Annotated in this window: 13 protein-coding genes; 10 read left to right on the top strand and 3 right to left on the bottom strand. The window is 40.0% G+C overall.

Annotation, left to right across the window (positions count from 1 at the left end; genetic code table 11):
* Window positions 1-56 precede the first annotated feature (56 nt).
* A complete protein-coding gene (locus tag ACYIB7_RS06705; protein WP_103984448.1) occupies window positions 57-1,103 on the bottom strand; it encodes a DUF4434 domain-containing protein in 1,047 nt (348 codons plus the stop codon).
* Between the two features lie 322 nt (window positions 1,104-1,425).
* Between ACYIB7_RS06705 and ACYIB7_RS06710 the strand changes: the two genes are divergently transcribed.
* The 10 genes from ACYIB7_RS06710 (at window position 1,426) to ACYIB7_RS06755 (ending at window position 16,310) form a co-directional block, all read left to right on the top strand.
* Window positions 1,426-2,307 (top strand): PIG-L deacetylase family protein, encoded by an 882-nt coding sequence (locus ACYIB7_RS06710; RefSeq protein WP_103984447.1) that lies wholly within the window; start codon window positions 1,426-1,428, stop codon window positions 2,305-2,307.
* 539 nt (window positions 2,308-2,846) lie between these two features.
* On the top strand, window positions 2,847-4,604 hold the full coding sequence (aspS, locus tag ACYIB7_RS06715; RefSeq protein ID WP_103984446.1) for an aspartate--tRNA ligase: 1,758 nt from the start codon (window positions 2,847-2,849) through the stop codon (window positions 4,602-4,604).
* Window positions 4,605-4,708: 104 nt separating this feature from the next.
* Complete coding sequence (locus ACYIB7_RS06720; protein ID WP_103984445.1) at window positions 4,709-5,806, top strand: Nif3-like dinuclear metal center hexameric protein; 1,098 nt, start codon at window positions 4,709-4,711, stop codon at window positions 5,804-5,806.
* 1 nt (window position 5,807) lies between these two features.
* Window positions 5,808-6,572, top strand: a complete 765-nt coding sequence (locus ACYIB7_RS06725) for a zinc ribbon domain-containing protein (protein ID WP_103984444.1) — start codon at window positions 5,808-5,810, stop codon at window positions 6,570-6,572.
* A 92-nt stretch (window positions 6,573-6,664) separates the two neighbouring features.
* On the top strand, window positions 6,665-7,984 hold the full coding sequence (tilS, locus tag ACYIB7_RS06730; protein ID WP_103984443.1) for a tRNA lysidine(34) synthetase TilS: 1,320 nt from the start codon (window positions 6,665-6,667) through the stop codon (window positions 7,982-7,984).
* Between the two features lie 193 nt (window positions 7,985-8,177).
* Window positions 8,178-10,178, top strand: a complete 2,001-nt coding sequence (rho, locus tag ACYIB7_RS06735; RefSeq protein WP_103984455.1) for a transcription termination factor Rho — start codon at window positions 8,178-8,180, stop codon at window positions 10,176-10,178.
* 211 nt (window positions 10,179-10,389) lie between these two features.
* Window positions 10,390-11,070, top strand: a complete 681-nt coding sequence (locus tag ACYIB7_RS06740) for an ABC transporter ATP-binding protein (protein WP_480336789.1) — start codon at window positions 10,390-10,392, stop codon at window positions 11,068-11,070.
* 11 nt (window positions 11,071-11,081) lie between these two features.
* Entirely contained in the window at window positions 11,082-11,486 is a 405-nt protein-coding gene (locus ACYIB7_RS06745; protein WP_103983065.1) for a hypothetical protein, read from the top strand.
* Window positions 11,487-11,637: 151 nt separating this feature from the next.
* Window positions 11,638-13,995, top strand: a complete 2,358-nt coding sequence (locus ACYIB7_RS06750; protein WP_103983201.1) for a GH92 family glycosyl hydrolase — start codon at window positions 11,638-11,640, stop codon at window positions 13,993-13,995.
* A gap of 5 nt (window positions 13,996-14,000) precedes the next feature.
* Window positions 14,001-16,310 (top strand): GH92 family glycosyl hydrolase, encoded by a 2,310-nt coding sequence (locus ACYIB7_RS06755; protein ID WP_480338371.1) that lies wholly within the window; start codon window positions 14,001-14,003, stop codon window positions 16,308-16,310.
* A gap of 75 nt (window positions 16,311-16,385) precedes the next feature.
* Here the strand turns inward: ACYIB7_RS06755 and ACYIB7_RS06760 are convergent, their stop codons facing one another.
* Together ACYIB7_RS06760 and ACYIB7_RS06765 are read right to left on the bottom strand one after the other, a co-directional pair.
* Window positions 16,386-18,116, bottom strand: a complete 1,731-nt coding sequence (locus tag ACYIB7_RS06760) for a GAF domain-containing sensor histidine kinase (RefSeq protein WP_103983066.1) — start codon at window positions 18,114-18,116, stop codon at window positions 16,386-16,388.
* Window positions 18,117-18,221: 105 nt separating this feature from the next.
* Window positions 18,222-19,145: an AraC family transcriptional regulator gene (locus tag ACYIB7_RS06765; protein ID WP_480338372.1), complete on the bottom strand. Its 924-nt coding sequence runs from the start codon at window positions 19,143-19,145 to the stop codon at window positions 18,222-18,224.
* Window positions 19,146-19,198: the final 53 nt, after the last annotated feature.

Consider the following 19,198-nt stretch of genomic DNA (forward strand, 5'->3'; position numbering starts at 1 on the left):
TTTTTTATTTATTTGCTGAGAAGTGCTAGTTGGTGGAAGCAACCCGAAAAGATTAATTACCGCTGAGATTTCAGCCAGGCTGCATAATCAGAATAAAACTTATCAGCTTTAGGTTGTCCTAATGTTGCAATTGAGCCGGGTTTGCTCATTAATCCGCTATATTGATAAATCAATATTTTTTCAACGAAAGGAGAAACATCTTCCATTTGCACTAAAAGGCGGTCGAATGTAGAAGGAATTGCCGGACTAGTATAGACAGGCCCTTCAAAATCAAAAATTTCCAGATCTGCCCAGATTTTTGCACGCCCTGCTTTGTTATGAGCTTTAGACAAAGCTTCAAAATACTTACCTACCTCTCCTGCTTTTGATTTTTGTACGCCAACTTCATCTTGGTAAGCGATAATATCCACATCCAGTTTTTCCAACCGTTTTGCATAATAATCGTCAGCTTTTACAGTCCGCGTTCCGTAAGGAGCAATCATTGTCTTACAATTTGGGGTCAACTCATGAGCCAGTCTGGAATTATCATTTACATAACCTATTGTGATATCATCCATTGTCTCAACAAGGTTTGATTCGTTTGGATAATACCAGCCGTAAAAGCTCTTATGATGGGAGTATTTTTCGGCAACCTCTTCCATGCCCTTAGCACGTAAGGCTGCAATTTCTTTGCCTGTCATCATTTTACCCAATTCGCGGGGATCTCCCCAATAATCGTTGCTGACAAAGAATTTTAGCCCAAATTCATCAGCGGCGCTAAGGACTGTTTCCAATGGATCGGGAGAAGCCAAATCATACCTGGGTTGCAATTTGGAAGGATAAAAAGTTTTTCCATCATCGGCAACTGAAAGTAATACGAGATATTCCATACCTAAGTCGCGGATATCTTTTATCATTGCCCGCCACTGTTCATCAGTGTATTTATAAAGAATAGGGTTCCAATATTTTGCAGCAACATGAGAATGATGTAGAAACTCGAACCAGGAGCCGGCAACCGGTTTTATATTCGGGTTTTGTTTGTACTTTGATGCTATCAAGTTGTTCGGTATCAATGCTGCAGTGGCAGCTAGTCCTGTTAATTGTAGAAATTTGCGTCTATCCATAATTAGTATTAAATATAAAATGTCTCCAGATTAATAAATTAAGTTGTTAATTATATATTTATGCTGCAAAAATAATAATTAAAAGACTATTTTATTTGACTTAATTTATAAATAATGGTAATTTGAAGAAGTGTTTTGATAATAAATAGTGGAAGATTGAAAAATAAATAAATGTTTTTCTTTAATTAGCATTGTTTTTTGTATTTTTGTGCGAGTACAAAATAAAAAGACTCTATTATTCATAAAATTGATTTTAACTATAGAATCAGTGTGATTTTTTATAATAAGTTTGTTGATGTAAGATTAAAATTTTTTGCTAAGTATGAAAAAGCTGTTTGTAGGTACTATCTTTTTAGTCATGGTATCGTTGTTCTCTTGTCTGTGTGCAGGTGAGCCAATTCGTGTTATTGTGTTTGGGGCTCATCCGGACGATTGTGATGTGAATGCTGGAGGGACGGCTGCATTGTTTGCTCAAATGGGGCATAAGGTAAAGTTCGTTTCTTTGACGAATGGTGATAAAGGACACCATCAGATGCAGCCGGAAGCCTTAGCTGCCAGGAGAAAAAAGGAAATGCAAGAAGCCGGACGCCATTTAGGTATCGTATATGAAAATTTGGATAATCATGATGGCGAATTAATGGCTACTTTGGAAAATAGGAAAAAGGTAATCCGTATGATTTGTGACTGGAAGGCTGATATTGTAATTACCCACCGCCCGAATGATTATCACCCGGATCATCGGTATGCATCAACAATCGTACAAGATGCAGCTTATATGATTTCTGTTCCGTTAATGGTTCCGGGAGGCGAACCTTTGTTAAAAGCTCCAGTGTTTTTATATATGCAGGATAGTTTCCTAAAACCAAATCCTTTTTCTCCGGATATCGTAATTGATATAACTCCTGTGGTAGAAAAGAAATTAGATGCTATTTGTGCTCATGAATCACAGGTATATGAATGGTTGCCATGGAATGGAGGTTATGAAAATGACGTGCCTGCTGACGCGACGGGTAAAAGAAAATTGTCGGCTGATCATTTTTTGTGGCAGAAGATGTCTGATAGATATACAGAGCCGGCGTTAAAGTGGTATTCTCCGGAACAGATTAAATCTATAACTTATTTTGAAGCTTTTGAAGTTTGTGAATACGGAAATATACCGGACAGAGAAAAAATATTACAATTGTTTCCTATGTTACCGAGATAATGTTGAGATAATTATATGTCGAAACAACCGAATTAAAACCCATAAGCGCAATGAATACCTAGCATAAATGGTTGCCGTGTTTTGTCTAAGAGAAATCTATGGCCGGCTCTAAATGGAAGTGCTCTAAATGAATTAAGTCGTAAACTAATTCGAAGTGCGGGGAGAATTGAACTTTCTTTGTATGTTCATGTTCTTCGTTATGCTCATGTTTATGATTAAAGAGAGTAATACCCGGCATTATCGCTATGTTCAATTTATCAAATAACTCATATTTTCCTCCTGTACTAAGAGTTCAATGTGAACCATGTGATGAAACCTGTTCTATGCTGCCGCATCAGGTTCAAAACTTTTTATCCGGACTTTAATATAAAGTATTAAATGTTCATTTGAAATTAATAATAAGCAATGAATAATAATATTATTATAATATTTATCTTTGCGGTTGCCGTAGCTTTTTTAACGTATTAGTCTGCGGTGGAGCGGGTTGTTTTGAAAACAATCTTTTGTAAGTATACGAAAATTAAATAGATAAATCAGAAATGTACAGAACGAGAACTTGTGGCGACTTACGTCTGGCAGATGAAGGACTTGTAGTTACTTTGTCCGGATGGGTGCAAAAAACACGTAAAATGGGTGGTATGACGTTCGTTGATATCCGCGACCGTTATGGTATCACACAGCTTGTCTTTAATCAGGAAGTAGACGCTTCTCTTTGTGAAAAAGCAAATAAATTGGGACGTGAATATGTTATTCAGGTAACTGGAATAGTGCGCGAACGTTCCAGTAAGAACTCAAACATACCAACGGGAGATATAGAGCTGATTGTTTCGGAGTTGAATATCCTGAACCCGGCCGTTACCCCTCCATTCACGATTGAAGATGAGACCGATGGCGGAGATGATTTGCGTATGAAATTCCGTTATCTGGATTTGCGTCGTAATGCTGTCCGCAAGAATCTGGAACTACGTCATAAAATGACTTTCGAGATACGTAATTATTTGGATAAACAAGGATTTTTAGAAGTAGAAACACCTATTCTGGTTAATTCTACGCCCGAAGGTGCACGCGACTTTGTTGTTCCTTCACGTATGAATCCGGGACAATTCTATGCACTTCCGCAGTCTCCCCAGACACTGAAGCAATTGTTGATGGTTTCGGGTTTTGATCGTTATTTCCAGATTGTTAAGTGTTTTCGTGATGAAGATTTACGTGCCGACCGTCAGCCTGAATTTACACAGATAGACTGTGAAATGAGTTTTGTTGAACAGGAAGACATCATTACTACTTTTGAAGGAATGGCAAAACATCTGTTTAAAACAATTCGTGGTGTAGAGATAAAAGACGCATTTCAGCGTATGACTTGGCATGATGCTATGAAGCTATATGGAAGCGATAAACCGGATTTACGTTTCGGCATGCCGTTTGTCGAGTTGATGGATATTTTGAAAGGTTACGGTTTTTCAGTATTTGATAATGCAGCTTATGTTGGCGGTATTTGTGCTGAAGGTGCGGCTACTTATACCCGTAAGCAGTTAGATCAATTGACCGAGTTTGTGAAACGTCCGCAAGTTGGTGCTAAAGGTTTGGTTTATGCCCGTGTGGAAGCAGATGGCAGTGTAAAATCAAGTGTGGATAAATTCTATACGCAGGAAACATTGCAGAAGATGAAAGAAGCTTTTGGTGCAAAACCGGGTGACTTGATTTTAATTCTTTCAGGCGATGATATAATGAAGACTCGCAAGCAGCTATGCGAATTGCGTTTGGAAATGGGCAGTCAGTTAGGTTTGCGTGATAAAGATAAATTTGCTTGTTTGTGGGTGATCGACTTCCCGTTGTTTGAGTGGAGTGAAGAAGATCAGCGATTTTATGCAATGCATCATCCGTTTACCTCTCCGAAGCCTGAAGATATTCCGTTGCTGGATAGCGATCCGGGTGCAGTTCGTGCTAATGCTTATGATATGGTTATCAATGGTGTTGAAGTAGGGGGCGGTTCTATCCGTATCCACGACAGCCAGTTGCAGAATAAAATGTTCCATTTGCTTGGCTTTACGGAAGAAAGCGCACAAGCTCGTTTCGGCTTCCTGATGAATGCTTTCAAATATGGTGCACCTCCTCATGGAGGTTTGGCTTACGGCCTGGATCGTTGGGTCTCATTGTTTGCCGGTTTGGATTCAATTCGTGACTGTATAGCATTCCCGAAAAACAATTCCGGACGTGATGTCATGTTGGATGCCCCGTCAATTATCGACGATTCTCAGTTGGAAGAACTCTGCATACAAGTCAACGTAAAAGAATAATTCCGTGTAAGTAAAAAAGATTCCATCCGGGAGAAATTTCAATTTCTCCCGGATGGAATTTAATTTTCTTCCGAAAGGAATCAAAAACAGATATTAGGAATGATATGCTGAAGGTAAAAGATATATTGAAGGAAATAGAGCATTTTGCCCCACTGCCGTTGCAGGAAGGTTTCGATAATGCCGGCGTACAGGTTGGTGATGTGAATCAGCTTGCTACAGGTGCGATGCTCTGCCTGGATGTTACCGAAGAGGTAATAGACGAGGCGATTGAAACAGAGTGTAATTTGATCATTTCTCACCATCCTTTGGCCTTTAAAGCGTTTAAATCGCTTACCGGTTCTACTTATATAGAACGTTGCTTGATAAAAGCCTGTAAGTATGATCTGGTTATTTATGCTGCCCATACGAATCTGGATAATGCAGTAGGCGGAGTAAATTATCGTTTGGCAGAGATGATGGGTTTACAGAATATCCGTATTCTCAGTCCTCAGAAAAATGCGTTATTAAAACTGGTGACATTTGTTCCCGAAGCGTATGCCGAAATTATGCGTACTACCTTATTTAATGCCGGAGCAGGAAGTATTGGTAATTATGATTCTTGTAGTTATAATCTGTATGGCGAAGGAACTTTCCGTGCTAATGAAGGATGCAATCCCTTTTGTGGCGAAATAGGAGAAGTGCATATAGAAAAAGAAGTTCGTATAGAAATGATTTTACCGGCTTTCCGTAAATCTGCAGTGATGCGTGCTTTGCTATCCGTTCATCCCTATGAAGAACCAGCTTTTGATTTTTATCCGCTTGATAATACTTGGAACCAGGCAGGTTCGGGTGTGGTAGGAGAATTGGCGGAAAGTGAGGATGAATTGAGTTTTCTGCAAAGAATCAAGGATTTGTTTCATGTAGGATGCGTGAAACATTCGCCCTTTACAGGTAAGCAAATTCGTGAAGTGGCGGTTTGCGGAGGAAGTGGTGCCTTTTTGATAAAAGATGCCATAGCCTACGGGGCAGATGTGTTTATAACCGGAGAAGCTAAGTATAATGACTTTTATGATGTGGAAGATCGTATTTTGTTGGCAGTTATAGGGCATTATGAATCCGAAGTCTGTACAAAAGACATCTTTTATAATATAATATCGAAAAAATTCCCTACCTTTGCAGTGCATTTATCGAGTGTTAATTCAAACCCAGTAAAATATTTATAGAATGGCTACAGATAAACAATCAGCTGAAAAAGAATATACAGTTGAAGAAAAGCTTTCTACACTGTATCAACTTCAGACGATGATGACTGAAATTGATAAGATCAAAACGCTTCGCGGTGAACTTCCTTTGGAGGTACAGGATTTGGAAGATGAGATTGCAGGACTGGAAACCCGTCTTCAGAATTATCAGTCAGAAATTAAAGATTTTGAAACTTCTGTTGTTGATCAAAAACATAAGATTACAGAATCTACCGGACTGATTGAAAAATATAAATCACAGTTGGATAATGTACGCAACAACCGTGAATTCGACAATTTGTCAAAAGAAATTGAATTTCAGGGATTGGAAATTGAATTTTCAGAAAAGAAGATCCGCGAATTTGGCGAGGCTATTAATGCCAAGAAGAATGAAATTGCTGAACTTACTGAAAAACTGGACGGCCGTAAGGCAGATTTAGTTCAGAAGCAGGATGAATTGGAACAGATTATTTCTGAAACAAAACAAGACGAAGAAAAACTTCGTGAAAAAGCTAAAAAACTGGAAGCTGTCATAGAGCCTCGTCTGTTGGCTGCCTTTAAAAGAATCCGTAAAGGTGCGCGCAATGGTTTGGCGGTAGTGTATATCCAGCGTGATGCCTGTGGTGGTTGCTTCAACAAGATTCCGCCTCAGAAACAAATGGATATTAAATTACGTAAAAAGATCATTGTTTGCGAATATTGCGGACGTATTATGATTGACCCTGAATTGGCAGGTGTGGAAGATTAAGTATTCTGTTTAGATAGACAATATTGGATTCCCCTCTTGAGTAAAGGCTTTATTGCTTATAATTCAAGAGGGGAATTGGTTATTAACTTATCATGATAAATACCATTCGTACATATATAGAAAAACACCGGTTACTTGCTGATGATGGCAGGCCTGTGTTAGTTGGGTTGAGTGGCGGAGCTGACTCTGTAGCTTTGCTGGCCTTGCTTGTACGTTTGGATTATCCGTGTATGGCTGTTCATTGTAATTTCCATTTACGCGGAGATGAATCTATTAGAGATGAACATTTTGCAAAAGACTTTGCCGGCTCATTGCATGTTCCTTTTTATAAGGTCGATTTCGATACGACTGCTTATGCCGGAGAAAAACATATCTCTATTGAGATGGCAGCCCGTGAGTTGCGTTATACTTGGTTTGAAGGGATGCGTTGTAAGCTGGATGCTCAGGCTATAGCTGTTGCTCATCATCGGGATGACAGTGTAGAAACGTTGTTAATGAACCTGATTCGTGGAACAGGTGTACGCGGTATGCGCGGCATTCGTCCTAAGAATGGATATATCGTACGTCCGTTGTTGCCGGTGAGCCGTGAAGAAATTCTTAAATGGCTGGCCGAACAACACTATTCATATGTTACGGATAGTACAAATTTGTCGGATGCTTATACACGTAATTTTATACGGCTGAGAGTACTTCCGCTTTTAGAGGAGATTAATCCGGCAGTACGGAATACAATAGCAAGAACGGCGGAACATTTATCGGCTGTAGAAACTATATATAATAATGTGATAGAAAATGCCCGCAACCAAATAATGGTTACGGAAGATAGCCTTTCTGTAAAAACTTTGCTCACTTTCCCATTGCCTGATACTATTTTGTATGAGTTGTTGAAACCTTTTAATTTTACCAGATTAGTAACTGATGATATTTATTTGTCTTTACGAGGAGAATCAGGCAGGCAGTTTTATTCTTCTACCCACCGTTTGATTAAAGATCGCGATTATTTATTTTTGTCTTCTTTACAGGAAAAAGAGGCGAAAATTTATATTTTAGATGAAAAAACAACAGAATGTAGTGAACCTGTTGAACTATCTTTCCGTAAGATTGTTTTAAATAAGGAATTTCATATTGAGAAAAATAAGCACATAGCTTATTTTGATTATGATAAGCTTACTTTTCCTCTTTCATTGCGAACATGGCAAGAAGGAGATTGGTTTATTCCTTTTGGAATGACTGGCCGTAAAAAGTTAAGTGATTATTTTTCCGATCATAAATATACTATATTTCAGAAAGAACAAACATGGTTATTATGTAGTGGAGATAATATCATTTGGTTGGTTGGTGAGCGGTCTGATAATCGTTTTCGTATAGATAAAACAACAAAACATATACTGATTGTAAAATTTTTTTGTTGAATTCAACTGAATCTGTAAAAATGTTCTTACATTTGCAAAGATTTACTCCGCAGATGTGTTACTAATAATTCGAGTTAGTTAGACAATCCGGTTTTTACATGAAACATTTAAACTAATTAAGATACAATAATAACGTTGTGCACGCGTCTTTCCATGGCTGTGCGTGCGGCGTTTATATTATTTACTTCGCAATATGCAAAAATATAACATTCTAGAACTAAATGAAAAACTTCTTCCTGAACTTCAGAGTATAGCGGAAGAGTTAGGTATTAAGAAAGTCAGTAGCCTTAAAAAAGAGGAACTTGTATATAGGATCCTTGATGAACAAGCAATTTCTTTCGCAGGAATACAAGCCGAAAAAGAGGCTAAAAAGGCGGAAAAGCAAACCCGTACCAAAAAGACCTCTAAAACTGTGACAAAGACGGCAAAGGTTGAACCTAAAGAAGATGCTAAAAAACAGGAAGCAAAACCTGCTGCTGAAAAGGTGGAAGCAAAACCTGCAGCCGAAAAGAAAGAACAAAAAGAGCAACAACAGGATCGTAAAAAACGGATTCGTATTGAAAAGAAAGAAAAGATTGCCGGGGCTATAGCACCGGTTTCCCAGAAAGAAGAAGTAGTGGTAACCAAGACTTCACAAACCGTATCAAAAGTCGTTGAAGTTCCTGTGGTAGAAAAAACGGTAAAAGAAAAACCATTATTACCACCTGTCATGCCGGAAGTAGAAGAAAGCTTACCGGAAACAACAACAAACGAAGAAGTAGCAATAGTGACTCCGGACACGACTATAACAACTACCCCGGTCGCTGCTAATACTACGGAAGAAGAACCAAAACGTGTTGTATTCCGTCATCCGGATGTGAATTCCGTACTCGATCAAATTTTTCCATTTGCCCCCTCACATCCTAAACAAGAAGCATCTAACCGTCCTGTACAGAATGAACAGGGTGCTCCTCAACAGAATAACAGCAACAATAATAAAAACAATAATCGTCAGAATAACAATTACAATAATAACCAGCGTAATAATAACAATAATAATCAGCCTCAGGAAAAACAATATGAGTTCGATGGAATTTTAACCGGAGTAGGTGTACTGGAAATGATGCCTGATGGCTATGGTTTCCTTCGTTCTTCCGATTATAATTACCTGACATCTCCGGATGATATTTATGTATCTCAGTCGCAGATTAAATTATTTGGATTGAAAACGGGGGATGTGGTAGAAGGTGCAATTCGCCCTCCGAAGGAAGGAGAAAAATATTTTCCGCTGGTTAAGGTCGATAAAATAAACGGACGTAGTCCGGAAGAAGTTCGCGATCGTGTTCCTTTTGACCACTTGACTCCATTGTTTCCCGACGAAAAGTTTATGCTTACGGCTCGCCGTGCTCCGAAAGTGTACGATAACATAGCTGTTCGTGTTGTAGACTTGTTCTCGCCGATAGGAAAAGGACAGCGCGGCTTGATTGTAGCTCAGCCGAAGACTGGTAAGACAATGTTGCTGAAAGATATTGCTAATGCCATTGCTGCTAATCATCCTGAAGTTTATATGATTATTCTTTTGATTGACGAACGTCCTGAAGAAGTTACGGATATGGCTCGCAGTGTGGATGCTGAAGTTATTGCTTCTACTTTTGACGAACCGGCAGAACGTCATGTGAAGATAGCCGAGATTGTTTTGAATAAAGCAAAACGTATGGTAGAGTGTGGGCATGATGTAGTAATCTTGTTAGATTCAATTACTCGTCTGGCACGTGCTTATAATACAGTTCAGCCGGCTTCCGGTAAGGTGCTTTCCGGAGGTGTGGATGCGAATGCTTTACAGAAACCGAAACGCTTCTTTGGTGCAGCCCGTAATATAGAGCATGGCGGTAGCCTTACTATTTTGGCGACTGCTCTTACGGAAACAGGTTCTAAAATGGACGATGTGATCTTTGAAGAATTTAAAGGGACAGGAAATATGGAGTTGCAGTTGGATCGTAAGTTGTCCAATAAACGTATTTATCCGGCTGTCGATATTACGGCTTCAAGTACGCGTCGTGATGATTTACTGCAAGACGAAAGCACATTAAACCGTATGTGGATTTTGCGTAAGTATTTGTCTGATATGAACTCAATTGAGGCTATGGAGTTTGTTAAGCAACGCATGGAGCAGACAACAGACAATATGGAATTTCTTGCATCTATGAATGCTTGATGAGTAAGATATAATTCCGTTTTCGTAACGGAAAATATACTTGAAGTGTCCAATAATTAGACATCTGTGTCTAATTATTGGACATTTTTTTATATTATTTGATTTGTTAATCGTTTGGTAAATAGTAATATATATACTTTGGCATGTTATTTGAATATTTGTAAACAGCTATGTTTAACGTAAGAATTAATAATATAAAACAAATACGATTATGATCAAGATTGAAGGTTTAAGTAAGTTCTTCCGTACGGAAGAAGTAGAAACAATAGCATTGAACAAGGTTTCGTTGGAAGTAAAGGACGGCGAGTTTGTCGCTATCATGGGCCCTTCCGGTTGCGGTAAGTCAACCTTGTTGAATATTCTCGGCTTGCTGGATAACCCTTCTGAGGGTAATTATTATCTGGGCGATCTGGAAGTAGGCCATCTCAAAGAGAAGGAACGCACGCAGGTTCGTAAAGGTAACATAGGATTTGTGTTCCAGAGTTTCAACCTGATAGATGAATTGAATGTTTTCGAGAATGTAGAGCTTCCATTGACTTACTTAAAAATAAAGGCTTCCGAACGTAAGCAGATGGTAACGGATATCTTGAAGCGAATGAATATCAGTCACCGTGCTGCCCATTTTCCCCAGCAGTTGTCCGGAGGTCAGCAGCAGCGTGTGGCTATCGCCCGTGCAGTGGTTTCCAACCCGAAGATCATCCTTGCGGATGAGCCTACCGGTAATCTGGATTCAAAGAATGGGGCGGAGGTAATGCAACTCCTCACCGAACTGAATAAGGAAGGAACCACCATTGTAATGGTGACCCACTCCAAGCATGATGCGAGCTTTGCCCACCGTGTTATCAATTTGTTTGACGGTAGTATTGTATCTTCGGTTAGTGAGTTTATTTAATGGATAAATAGATGAAGACTATTATACGAAATTTCATATTTGTCTTGTGGCGCTTCAAGATGGCGATGTTGCTGAATGTGTTTGGTCTGAGTATCGCTTACGCTGCTTTTATGATCATTATGATGCAGGTATCGTACGATAATCATTTCGATTCGTGCCAGCCCAATGCCGCTTCCATCTTCCGCATGGACAGATCCGGATGGGGCGGATCTTCAGCCGTTTCTTCCCGTCCGTTGGAACGGACAGCCAGGGAATTGTCGCCTCATATAAAGTATGGCGTTGTTCTTTCTTCATGGGGAAACAATACTTTCTTCTCCGTTGAGCATAATGGCAAAAAAGCAAATTATAAGGAGCAGTTTAAAGCTGCAACACCGGATTTACCCCATGTATTCGACTTCGATTTTACAGAAGGTTAATGATTAATAATTAGTAATTTTTACAAATATAGAGCTTGTTTTACAATAAACAAGTGTTGGCCTATGTTTTTCGGTGAAATACGTGACATGTGAAATAAATGTTGTATCTTGCCGTCCGAAACTTAAGTTTATACTGCAAATTAAACGCACAATGAAGAAAAAGTATGTTTTGGTTCTCGCTTTAGCAACCATTTTAGTTTGTAATAGCAAACCAGCCGTAGCAGCTACTGAAGATGAAGCTTTCGACCCGGTAGAGTATGTTAACCCCTTGATGGGGACACAATCCAGTTTTGAACTTTCGACAGGGAATACCTATCCTGCCATTGCCCGTCCATGGGGTATGAACTTCTGGACACCGCAAACGGGCAAGATGGGCGACGGATGGCAGTATGTATATACGGCTAACAAAATCCGTGGATTCAAACAGACACACCAGCCAAGCCCGTGGATCAATGATTACGGGCAGTTTGCTATTATGCCTGTTGTAGGCAAGCCCGAGTTTGACCAGGATAAGCGTGCCAGCTGGTTTTCGCATAAAGGAGAGGTTGCCAAGCCTTACTATTATAAGGTCTATCTGGCAGAGTATGACGTGGTGACGGAGTTTACGCCGACAGACCGTGCCGCCCTTTTCCGTTTTACTTTCCCCGAATCGGATAATTCGTATGTCGTTGTCGATGCTTTTGACAAAGGTTCGTATATTAAGGTGATTCCGGAGGAGAATAAGATAATGGGTTACAGTACGAAAAACAGCGGTGGTGTGCCTGGTAACTTCAAGAACTATTTCATTATCGAGTTCGATAAACCGTTTACTTATGAAGCTACTTTTGCCGATGCAACTTTGAAGGAAGGGGTGAAGGAACAGACTTCGGACCATGTTGGTTCTGTAATCGGCTTTAAGACGAAGAAGGGCGAAGTGGTTCATGCCCGTGTGGCTTCTTCGTTTATCAGCTTCGACCAGGCGGCTGTCAACATGAAGGAGTTGGGTAACGATAGCTTTGAAACACTGGTGTCCGAAGGAAAGAAGACTTGGAATGATGTGTTGGAACGTATTGAAGTAGAAGGCGGTTCGTTAGACCAGTTCCGTACGTTCTATTCCTGCATGTACCGTTCGTTGCTTTTCCCCCGTAAGTTTTATGAAATAGATGCAGCCGGAAAGGTGGTTCATTACAGCCCGTTTAACGGCGAAGTATTGCCGGGTTATATGTTTACCGATACAGGGTTCTGGGATACATTCCGGTGTCTGTTCCCGTTCCTTAACCTGATGTATCCTTCGATGAGCAAGGAGATGCAGGAAGGTTTGATCAATACATATAAAGAAAGCGGGTTCTTCCCCGAATGGGCCAGCCCGGGACATCGTGGATGTATGGTCGGGAACAATTCGGCTTCTGTTCTGGTGGATGCTTATATGAAGGGCATTAAGGTGGATGACCTGGAAACCTTGTATAAAGGGTTGATCCATGGAACAGAGAATGTACATCCGGAAGTGTCTTCTACAGGCCGTTTAGGACACGAATACTACAATAAACTGGGCTATGTCCCTTATGACGTAAATATTAATGAAAATGCAGCCCGTACATTAGAGTATGCTTACAACGACTGGTGTATCTGGAAGTTAGCAAAAGACTTGGGACGCCCTAAGAAGGAAGTAGAGCTGTATGCCCGTCGTGCATTGAATTATAAGAACTTGTATGACAAGGAAACTATGTTGATGCGTGGCAAGAAGGAAAACGGCGAATTTATGGCTCCGTTCTCTCCGTTGAAATGGGGCGATGCCTTTACTGAGGGTAACAGCTGGCATTATTCATGGTCTGTGTTCCATGATCCGCAGGGATTGATCGACCTGATGGGTGGCAAGGAAAACTTTGTGATGATGCTCGACTCCGTATTCAATGTCCCGCCCCTGTTTGACGATAGTTATTATGGCCAGGTGATCCATGAAATACGCGAAATGACGGTTATGAATATGGGTAACTATGCGCATGGCAATCAGCCTATCCAGCACATGATCTATTTATATAACTATGCCGGTCAGCCCTGGAAGGCGCAGTATTGGTTGCGTCAGGTAATGAACCGCATGTATACACCGGGTCCTGATGGTTATTGCGGTGATGAGGATAACGGACAGACTTCTGCCTGGTATGTGTTTACGGCCTTGGGTTTCTATCCTGTTGCTCCCGGAACAACACAATATGTGTTGGGTGCTCCTTTGTTTAAGAAGGCTACGTTGCATTTTGAGAATGGAAACAGCCTGGTTATCAATGCTCCGGCTAATAGTGAGAAGAATATCTATATCGAGTCTATGACGTTCGACGGTAAGAATTATACGAAGAACTATCTGGATCATAACGATCTGTTCAAAGGTGGCGTTATCGACTATAAGATGGGTGATAAGCCTAATTATACCCGGGGCATTAATCCGGAAGATATGCCGTATTCATTCTCTGTAAACGAGGAAGGAATCAGTAAACTATCTCCGGTTACGGCACCTAAATCAAAGAAGAAAAAGTAGACAGTATGAATAGTTGTTTTAAGACAAAAGCACTAACACATATGGGCAAAGTGTGTTTTGTGGCGGCTTCGGCATTAGTGCTGGCTTCGTGTGCTCCCGGAGGAGGACATGATCCGGCAAACCGGAAAGCCCCGGTAGATTACGTAAATCCGTATATGGGGAATATCAGCCATTTGCTGGTTCCTACGTATCCTACCGTGCATTTGCCAAACAGCATGCTTCGTGTATATCCTGAACGGGCAGACTTTACGGGCGACCGTTTGGGAGGCTTGCCAATTATAGTAACCAGCCATAGAGGTAGTTCTGCCTTTAATCTGAGTCCGTATCAAGGTGACGAAGCCGGGCTGCAACCGGTTATCGACTATAGTTATGACCGCGAGAAGATCATGCCGTATCGCTATCAGGTATATCTGGATGACAACAATATTGATGTGGATTTTGCTCCGTCGCACCAAAGCGCTGTTTACAAGATTACTTTTGAGAAAGATGGCCCTGCTTATCTTGTCTTTAACAGTCGTAACGGACAATTGAAAGCCGAAGGAAATGCAGTAAGCGGTTATCAATATGTAGACAAGAAGACAAAAGTATATCTGTATGCCGAAACAGATAAGAAACCCGAAAACTGTGGTGCACTGGCAGGCAGAACCGTTAAGTTCGGTGATAATACGGTGGAAGGAGAAAATGCGGCTTTAGTTCTGGCCTTTGGCGATGGCGTAAAGAACCTGGGCGTCCGTTATGGTATTTCTTTTATCGATGAAGCGCAAGCTAAGAAAAACCTTGAACGTGAGATAGCTGCTTATGACGTTGATGTAGTTGCCAAGATTGCACGTAATGACTGGAATGATGCCTTAGGCAAGATCCAGGTAACCGGCGGTAGCGAGGATGATAAAGTTGTATTTTATACTTCTTTGTATCGTTGCTATGAACGGCCTGTCGCATTAAGTGAAGATGGACGCTATTATAGTGCTTTTGACGGAAAGATACATGAAGATGACGGTCGTCCGTTTTATACCGACGATTGGATATGGGACACTTACCGTGCTACTCATCCGTTGCGCATCCTGATAGATAATGAGAAAGAGGATGATGTTATTAATTCATATCTTTTGATGGCTGAGCAGATGGGTACGGGTTGGATGCCTACTTTCCCGGAAGTAACAGGAGACTCCCGTCGTATGAATTCTAATCATGCTGTAGCTACCGTTATTGATGCTTACCGTAAAGGTTCACGTGGTTTTGAGCTGGAAAAAGCATATATTGCGGCAAAAAAAGGAATAGAAGAGAAGACCTTGATACCATGGTCGGCTGCTCCTGCCGGTTGGCTGGATGAATTTTACAAGGAGCATGGTTATATCCCTGCTTTGAAGCCGGGAGAAAAGGAAACTGTTCCTAATGTTTCTATTTGGGAGAAACGTCAGCCGGTGGCTGTTACTCTGGGTACGGCTTACGATGAATGGTGCTTGTCGCAGATTGCCCGGGAATTAGGTAAGACGGATGAAGCTGATTATTATTTATCGAAGGCGTATAATTATCGTAATCTGTTTAATCCGGTTACCAAATTTTTCCATCCGAAGGATAAAGACGGTAAGTTTATAGAACCATTGGATTACCGTTATGACGGCGGATTAGGCGCCCGCGATTATTATGGAGAGAATAATGGTTATATTTATCGTTGGGACGTGCAGCATAATATTGCCGATTTGATTTCCTTAATAGGCGGTAATGAGGCTTTTATATCGGCTCTCGATTCGATGTTCAATACGCCGCTCGGTATGTCTAAATGGCAATTTTATTCATTCTTGCCCGATCATACAGGCAATGTAGGTATGTTCTCCATGGCAAACGAACCAAGTTTGCATATACCTTATTTATATAACTATGCAGGTCAGCCTTGGAAGACTCAGAAACGTATCCGTACGTTGCTTAATCAGTGGTTTCGCAATGATTTGATGGGAGTTCCGGGTGATGAAGATGGTGGTGGAATGTCTGCTTTTGTTGTGTTTAGCCAGATGGGCTTTTACCCAGTTACTCCAGGTTCGCCTACTTATAATATAGGTAGTCCGGTATTTACAGACGTTAAAATAGATATGGGTGGCGGAAACACCTTTGAAATAAGGGCTTATAATGCATCTGAAGAGAATAAATATATTCAATCGGCCAAATTAAACGGCGTTGCTTTGAATCAACCTTGGTTTAATCACAGTGACATTGCTTCCGGTGGTTTATTGGAATTTGAAATGGGGCCAAAAGCCAATAAAGAATGGGGGATAGCAACGCCTCCTCCTTCGGCTGCTCCGATGCCAATTGATAAATAGGTTTTGATCGATGGTAAAATGAAAGCGGGTGTTACGATCAACGTAACACCCGCTTTCATTTTGAGACGGCTTATATTATGCTGTTTTTTTCGGGTTGTTTAATGGCAAAGTAAACCAGAAAGTAGACCCTTTTCCTACTTCGGAGTCCACACCGATATTACCTCCCAGATATTCTATAATTGTTTTGCTGATGGTTAATCCTAGGCCTGTACCTTGTTTGAATGTGTTAGCTTTTACAAAACGTTCGAAAATGTGTTTTTGATCCGTTTCATTAATACCGATACCTGTATCTTTCACGCAGACTTTTATAGTGTCGTCTATTTTTTCGTAATAAAGAGTTATACTTCCTTCATTAGTGAATTTGATAGCATTGTTTATGAAGTTTGATATAACTTGTATGATACGTTTTTCGTCAGTCATTAACGAAATGGAAGGTAAATTGTTGCTGAATATAAGGTTTACGCCCGGTTTCATTTTAATAGAGTTGGCAATAACTATTTCTCCGCATATCTCCTTTATGTCCAGTTTTTCGATATGATAATCCAGTGTACCTGCTTCAATCTTGGAGAAGTCAAGGACGTCGTTGATTAATTGAAGTAGAAGATCATTGTTTTTATGGATAATATCCAGATAAGTTTGTCTTTCTTCCTGATCGTATGTTTCAGCAATAATATCGGAGAAGCCGACTATTGCATTTAATGGCGTTCGTATTTCGTGACTCATATTTGCGAGGAATGCAGATTTTAAGACATCTGCTTCTTTTACTTTTGCAAGTTCAAGCTCTTTTTGCCACATTTCTTCCCTTTTCATTTGGTTTTCGGTATCATCAAATACCATATACAAGTAGCCGAATATGCTGTTGTCTATATCTTTTAAAGGAACACCTTTTACTTGTAAATGTTTTATGCCTTTAAAATTATCCGAATTATAATAGCCACTCTCGTTTACAGTATTGAAGTTATAATCGAGTCGGAATTCTACGTCTTCTCCTTTTTTTAGCTTTTTATTCACCCATTTAGGTATATTCGGGTTTTTAAACATGTTGACACCTAGTACTAGGTTTTTAGAGGTTTGGAAAATGTTTAAGTCTGCTTGGTTCAAATCTAACAAGTTTCCGTTTTCGTCATACAATTCCACGCCCCAAGGTAACTTATCGAATATGATTTGAAATTTGGATTCACTCTTTAGTTTTTCTGCTTCTGTATATTTTGCTATACCTTTGGCATGGGTTCTTTCGATAGCAATGGAAAGGATGTCGGCAAATACGCGCAGGTTTTCCAGGTCGAAAGCTGTCCAGAATCGTTTTAATTTGACTGAATCCAAGCCAATGAAACCACGTACTTTGCCTTCGTAGAATACAGGAATGGATATTAATGATTGTACGTTTTGTATTTTAAGAAGTTCATGCTCTGCACATGCTTCTACAGGCATTGATTCTATGTCGTTGAGTATAATATCTTCTCCGTTACTTATCTTTTTTATCCACCAGGGTACATCTTCTGTATGTAGCCGACGAAGTAGGTCTTCGCGCATAGATAGGATTCCATCACAGGTAACTTCGTTTGTAAAGTCTACCATACGTTCTTTTTCATCTAAAATGCCGATATAGACACGGTCTACATCGAAAAATTCTAAAACTTTAAGCAATGCATGATCTATAGCTGCCCCCTGTTCAAAATTGATTAGAATTTTCAGGATTTTCGACATAATCTCTCTTAACGAAATTAAATTTTCAAGGAAATTGTCTCCTTTGTAATCAACTTCATTATTGGATATATTTATTAAACTGCCAGGGGATGTATTCATTTTGACTAATATGGGTTTTCCATTTGTTCCGGGCAAAAGTACTGGTTAATTTTTAAATTTGTATATTAAATGCTGTAGATTATGTTAATGTAAGTATTATGATACTTAATAATGATTCCTTTCACGGAATTCTTTAGGAGTTAGCCCTTCTTTTTTCTTGAAAAAAGTTGAAAACTGTCCGATAGTTTCAAATTTTAGTATGAAGGCTATTTCCGATATATTCAAAAAAGAAGCCGTTAGCAATTCTTTGGCTTTCAGGAGTTTCTGTTGTGATTGGTATTGAGCGGGTGAAACTCCGGTATATTCTTTGAACATTCTGCGAAACCATGAGTAGCCAAGCCCTAATCGAAATGCAATTTCTTCTGGTGTTAGCGGATTTTCGATATGTTCTTTCATTAATATACGTGCTTCATTAATCTTATCGACGATATATGTATTCGTAAAGGAATTGTTTTTCTCTTTGTAGTAAACAGTCCCCAGTATATGTAGAACGATACTGGAGATCATCTGCTGATAGCCTGATTTTTCCTGAGAGGCGATTTTTAAGATATCTTCATACAAGCCTACTATGGTAGCACTTATTCCTATATGAAGCATGGGTTCGTCTTTGTTAAAGAATTTGTTTTTAATACATTTGTCTACATGGATGCCACGGAAGCCAACCCAATATTCATCCCAACCGGATTCTGTATCCGGATAATAACTATGCCATTCGCCGGGAAAGAGAAGTAACATGGTTCCTGCACTAACCTTTTTTTTCTTGCAGGATTGTGACGAAAAATATCCACTGCCCTTAGTGATATAAACAAGCTGGTATTCGTTGAGTACTCGCCCGTTTTGGGGTTTGAAATCATAATTTTCAGGATGGCGTGATAATGGATATTGTCCTTTGGGAGGAATAAATTGGTAACCGATGGTCGTTACGACAATACCCCAGTCTTCGTCCGTTGGGCTGATAGAGAGATAATGTAGCTGATCTTTTTTTATTCCACTCATTTTAAGACGGGGGATGGTTCTGGAAGCAAACATACAAAAATATGTTGTAATGAGTATAAAAGACTGTCAGAATTGAAAGGTTTAAT

Source organism: Parabacteroides sp. KHUB-03 (genome assembly GCF_056640975.1).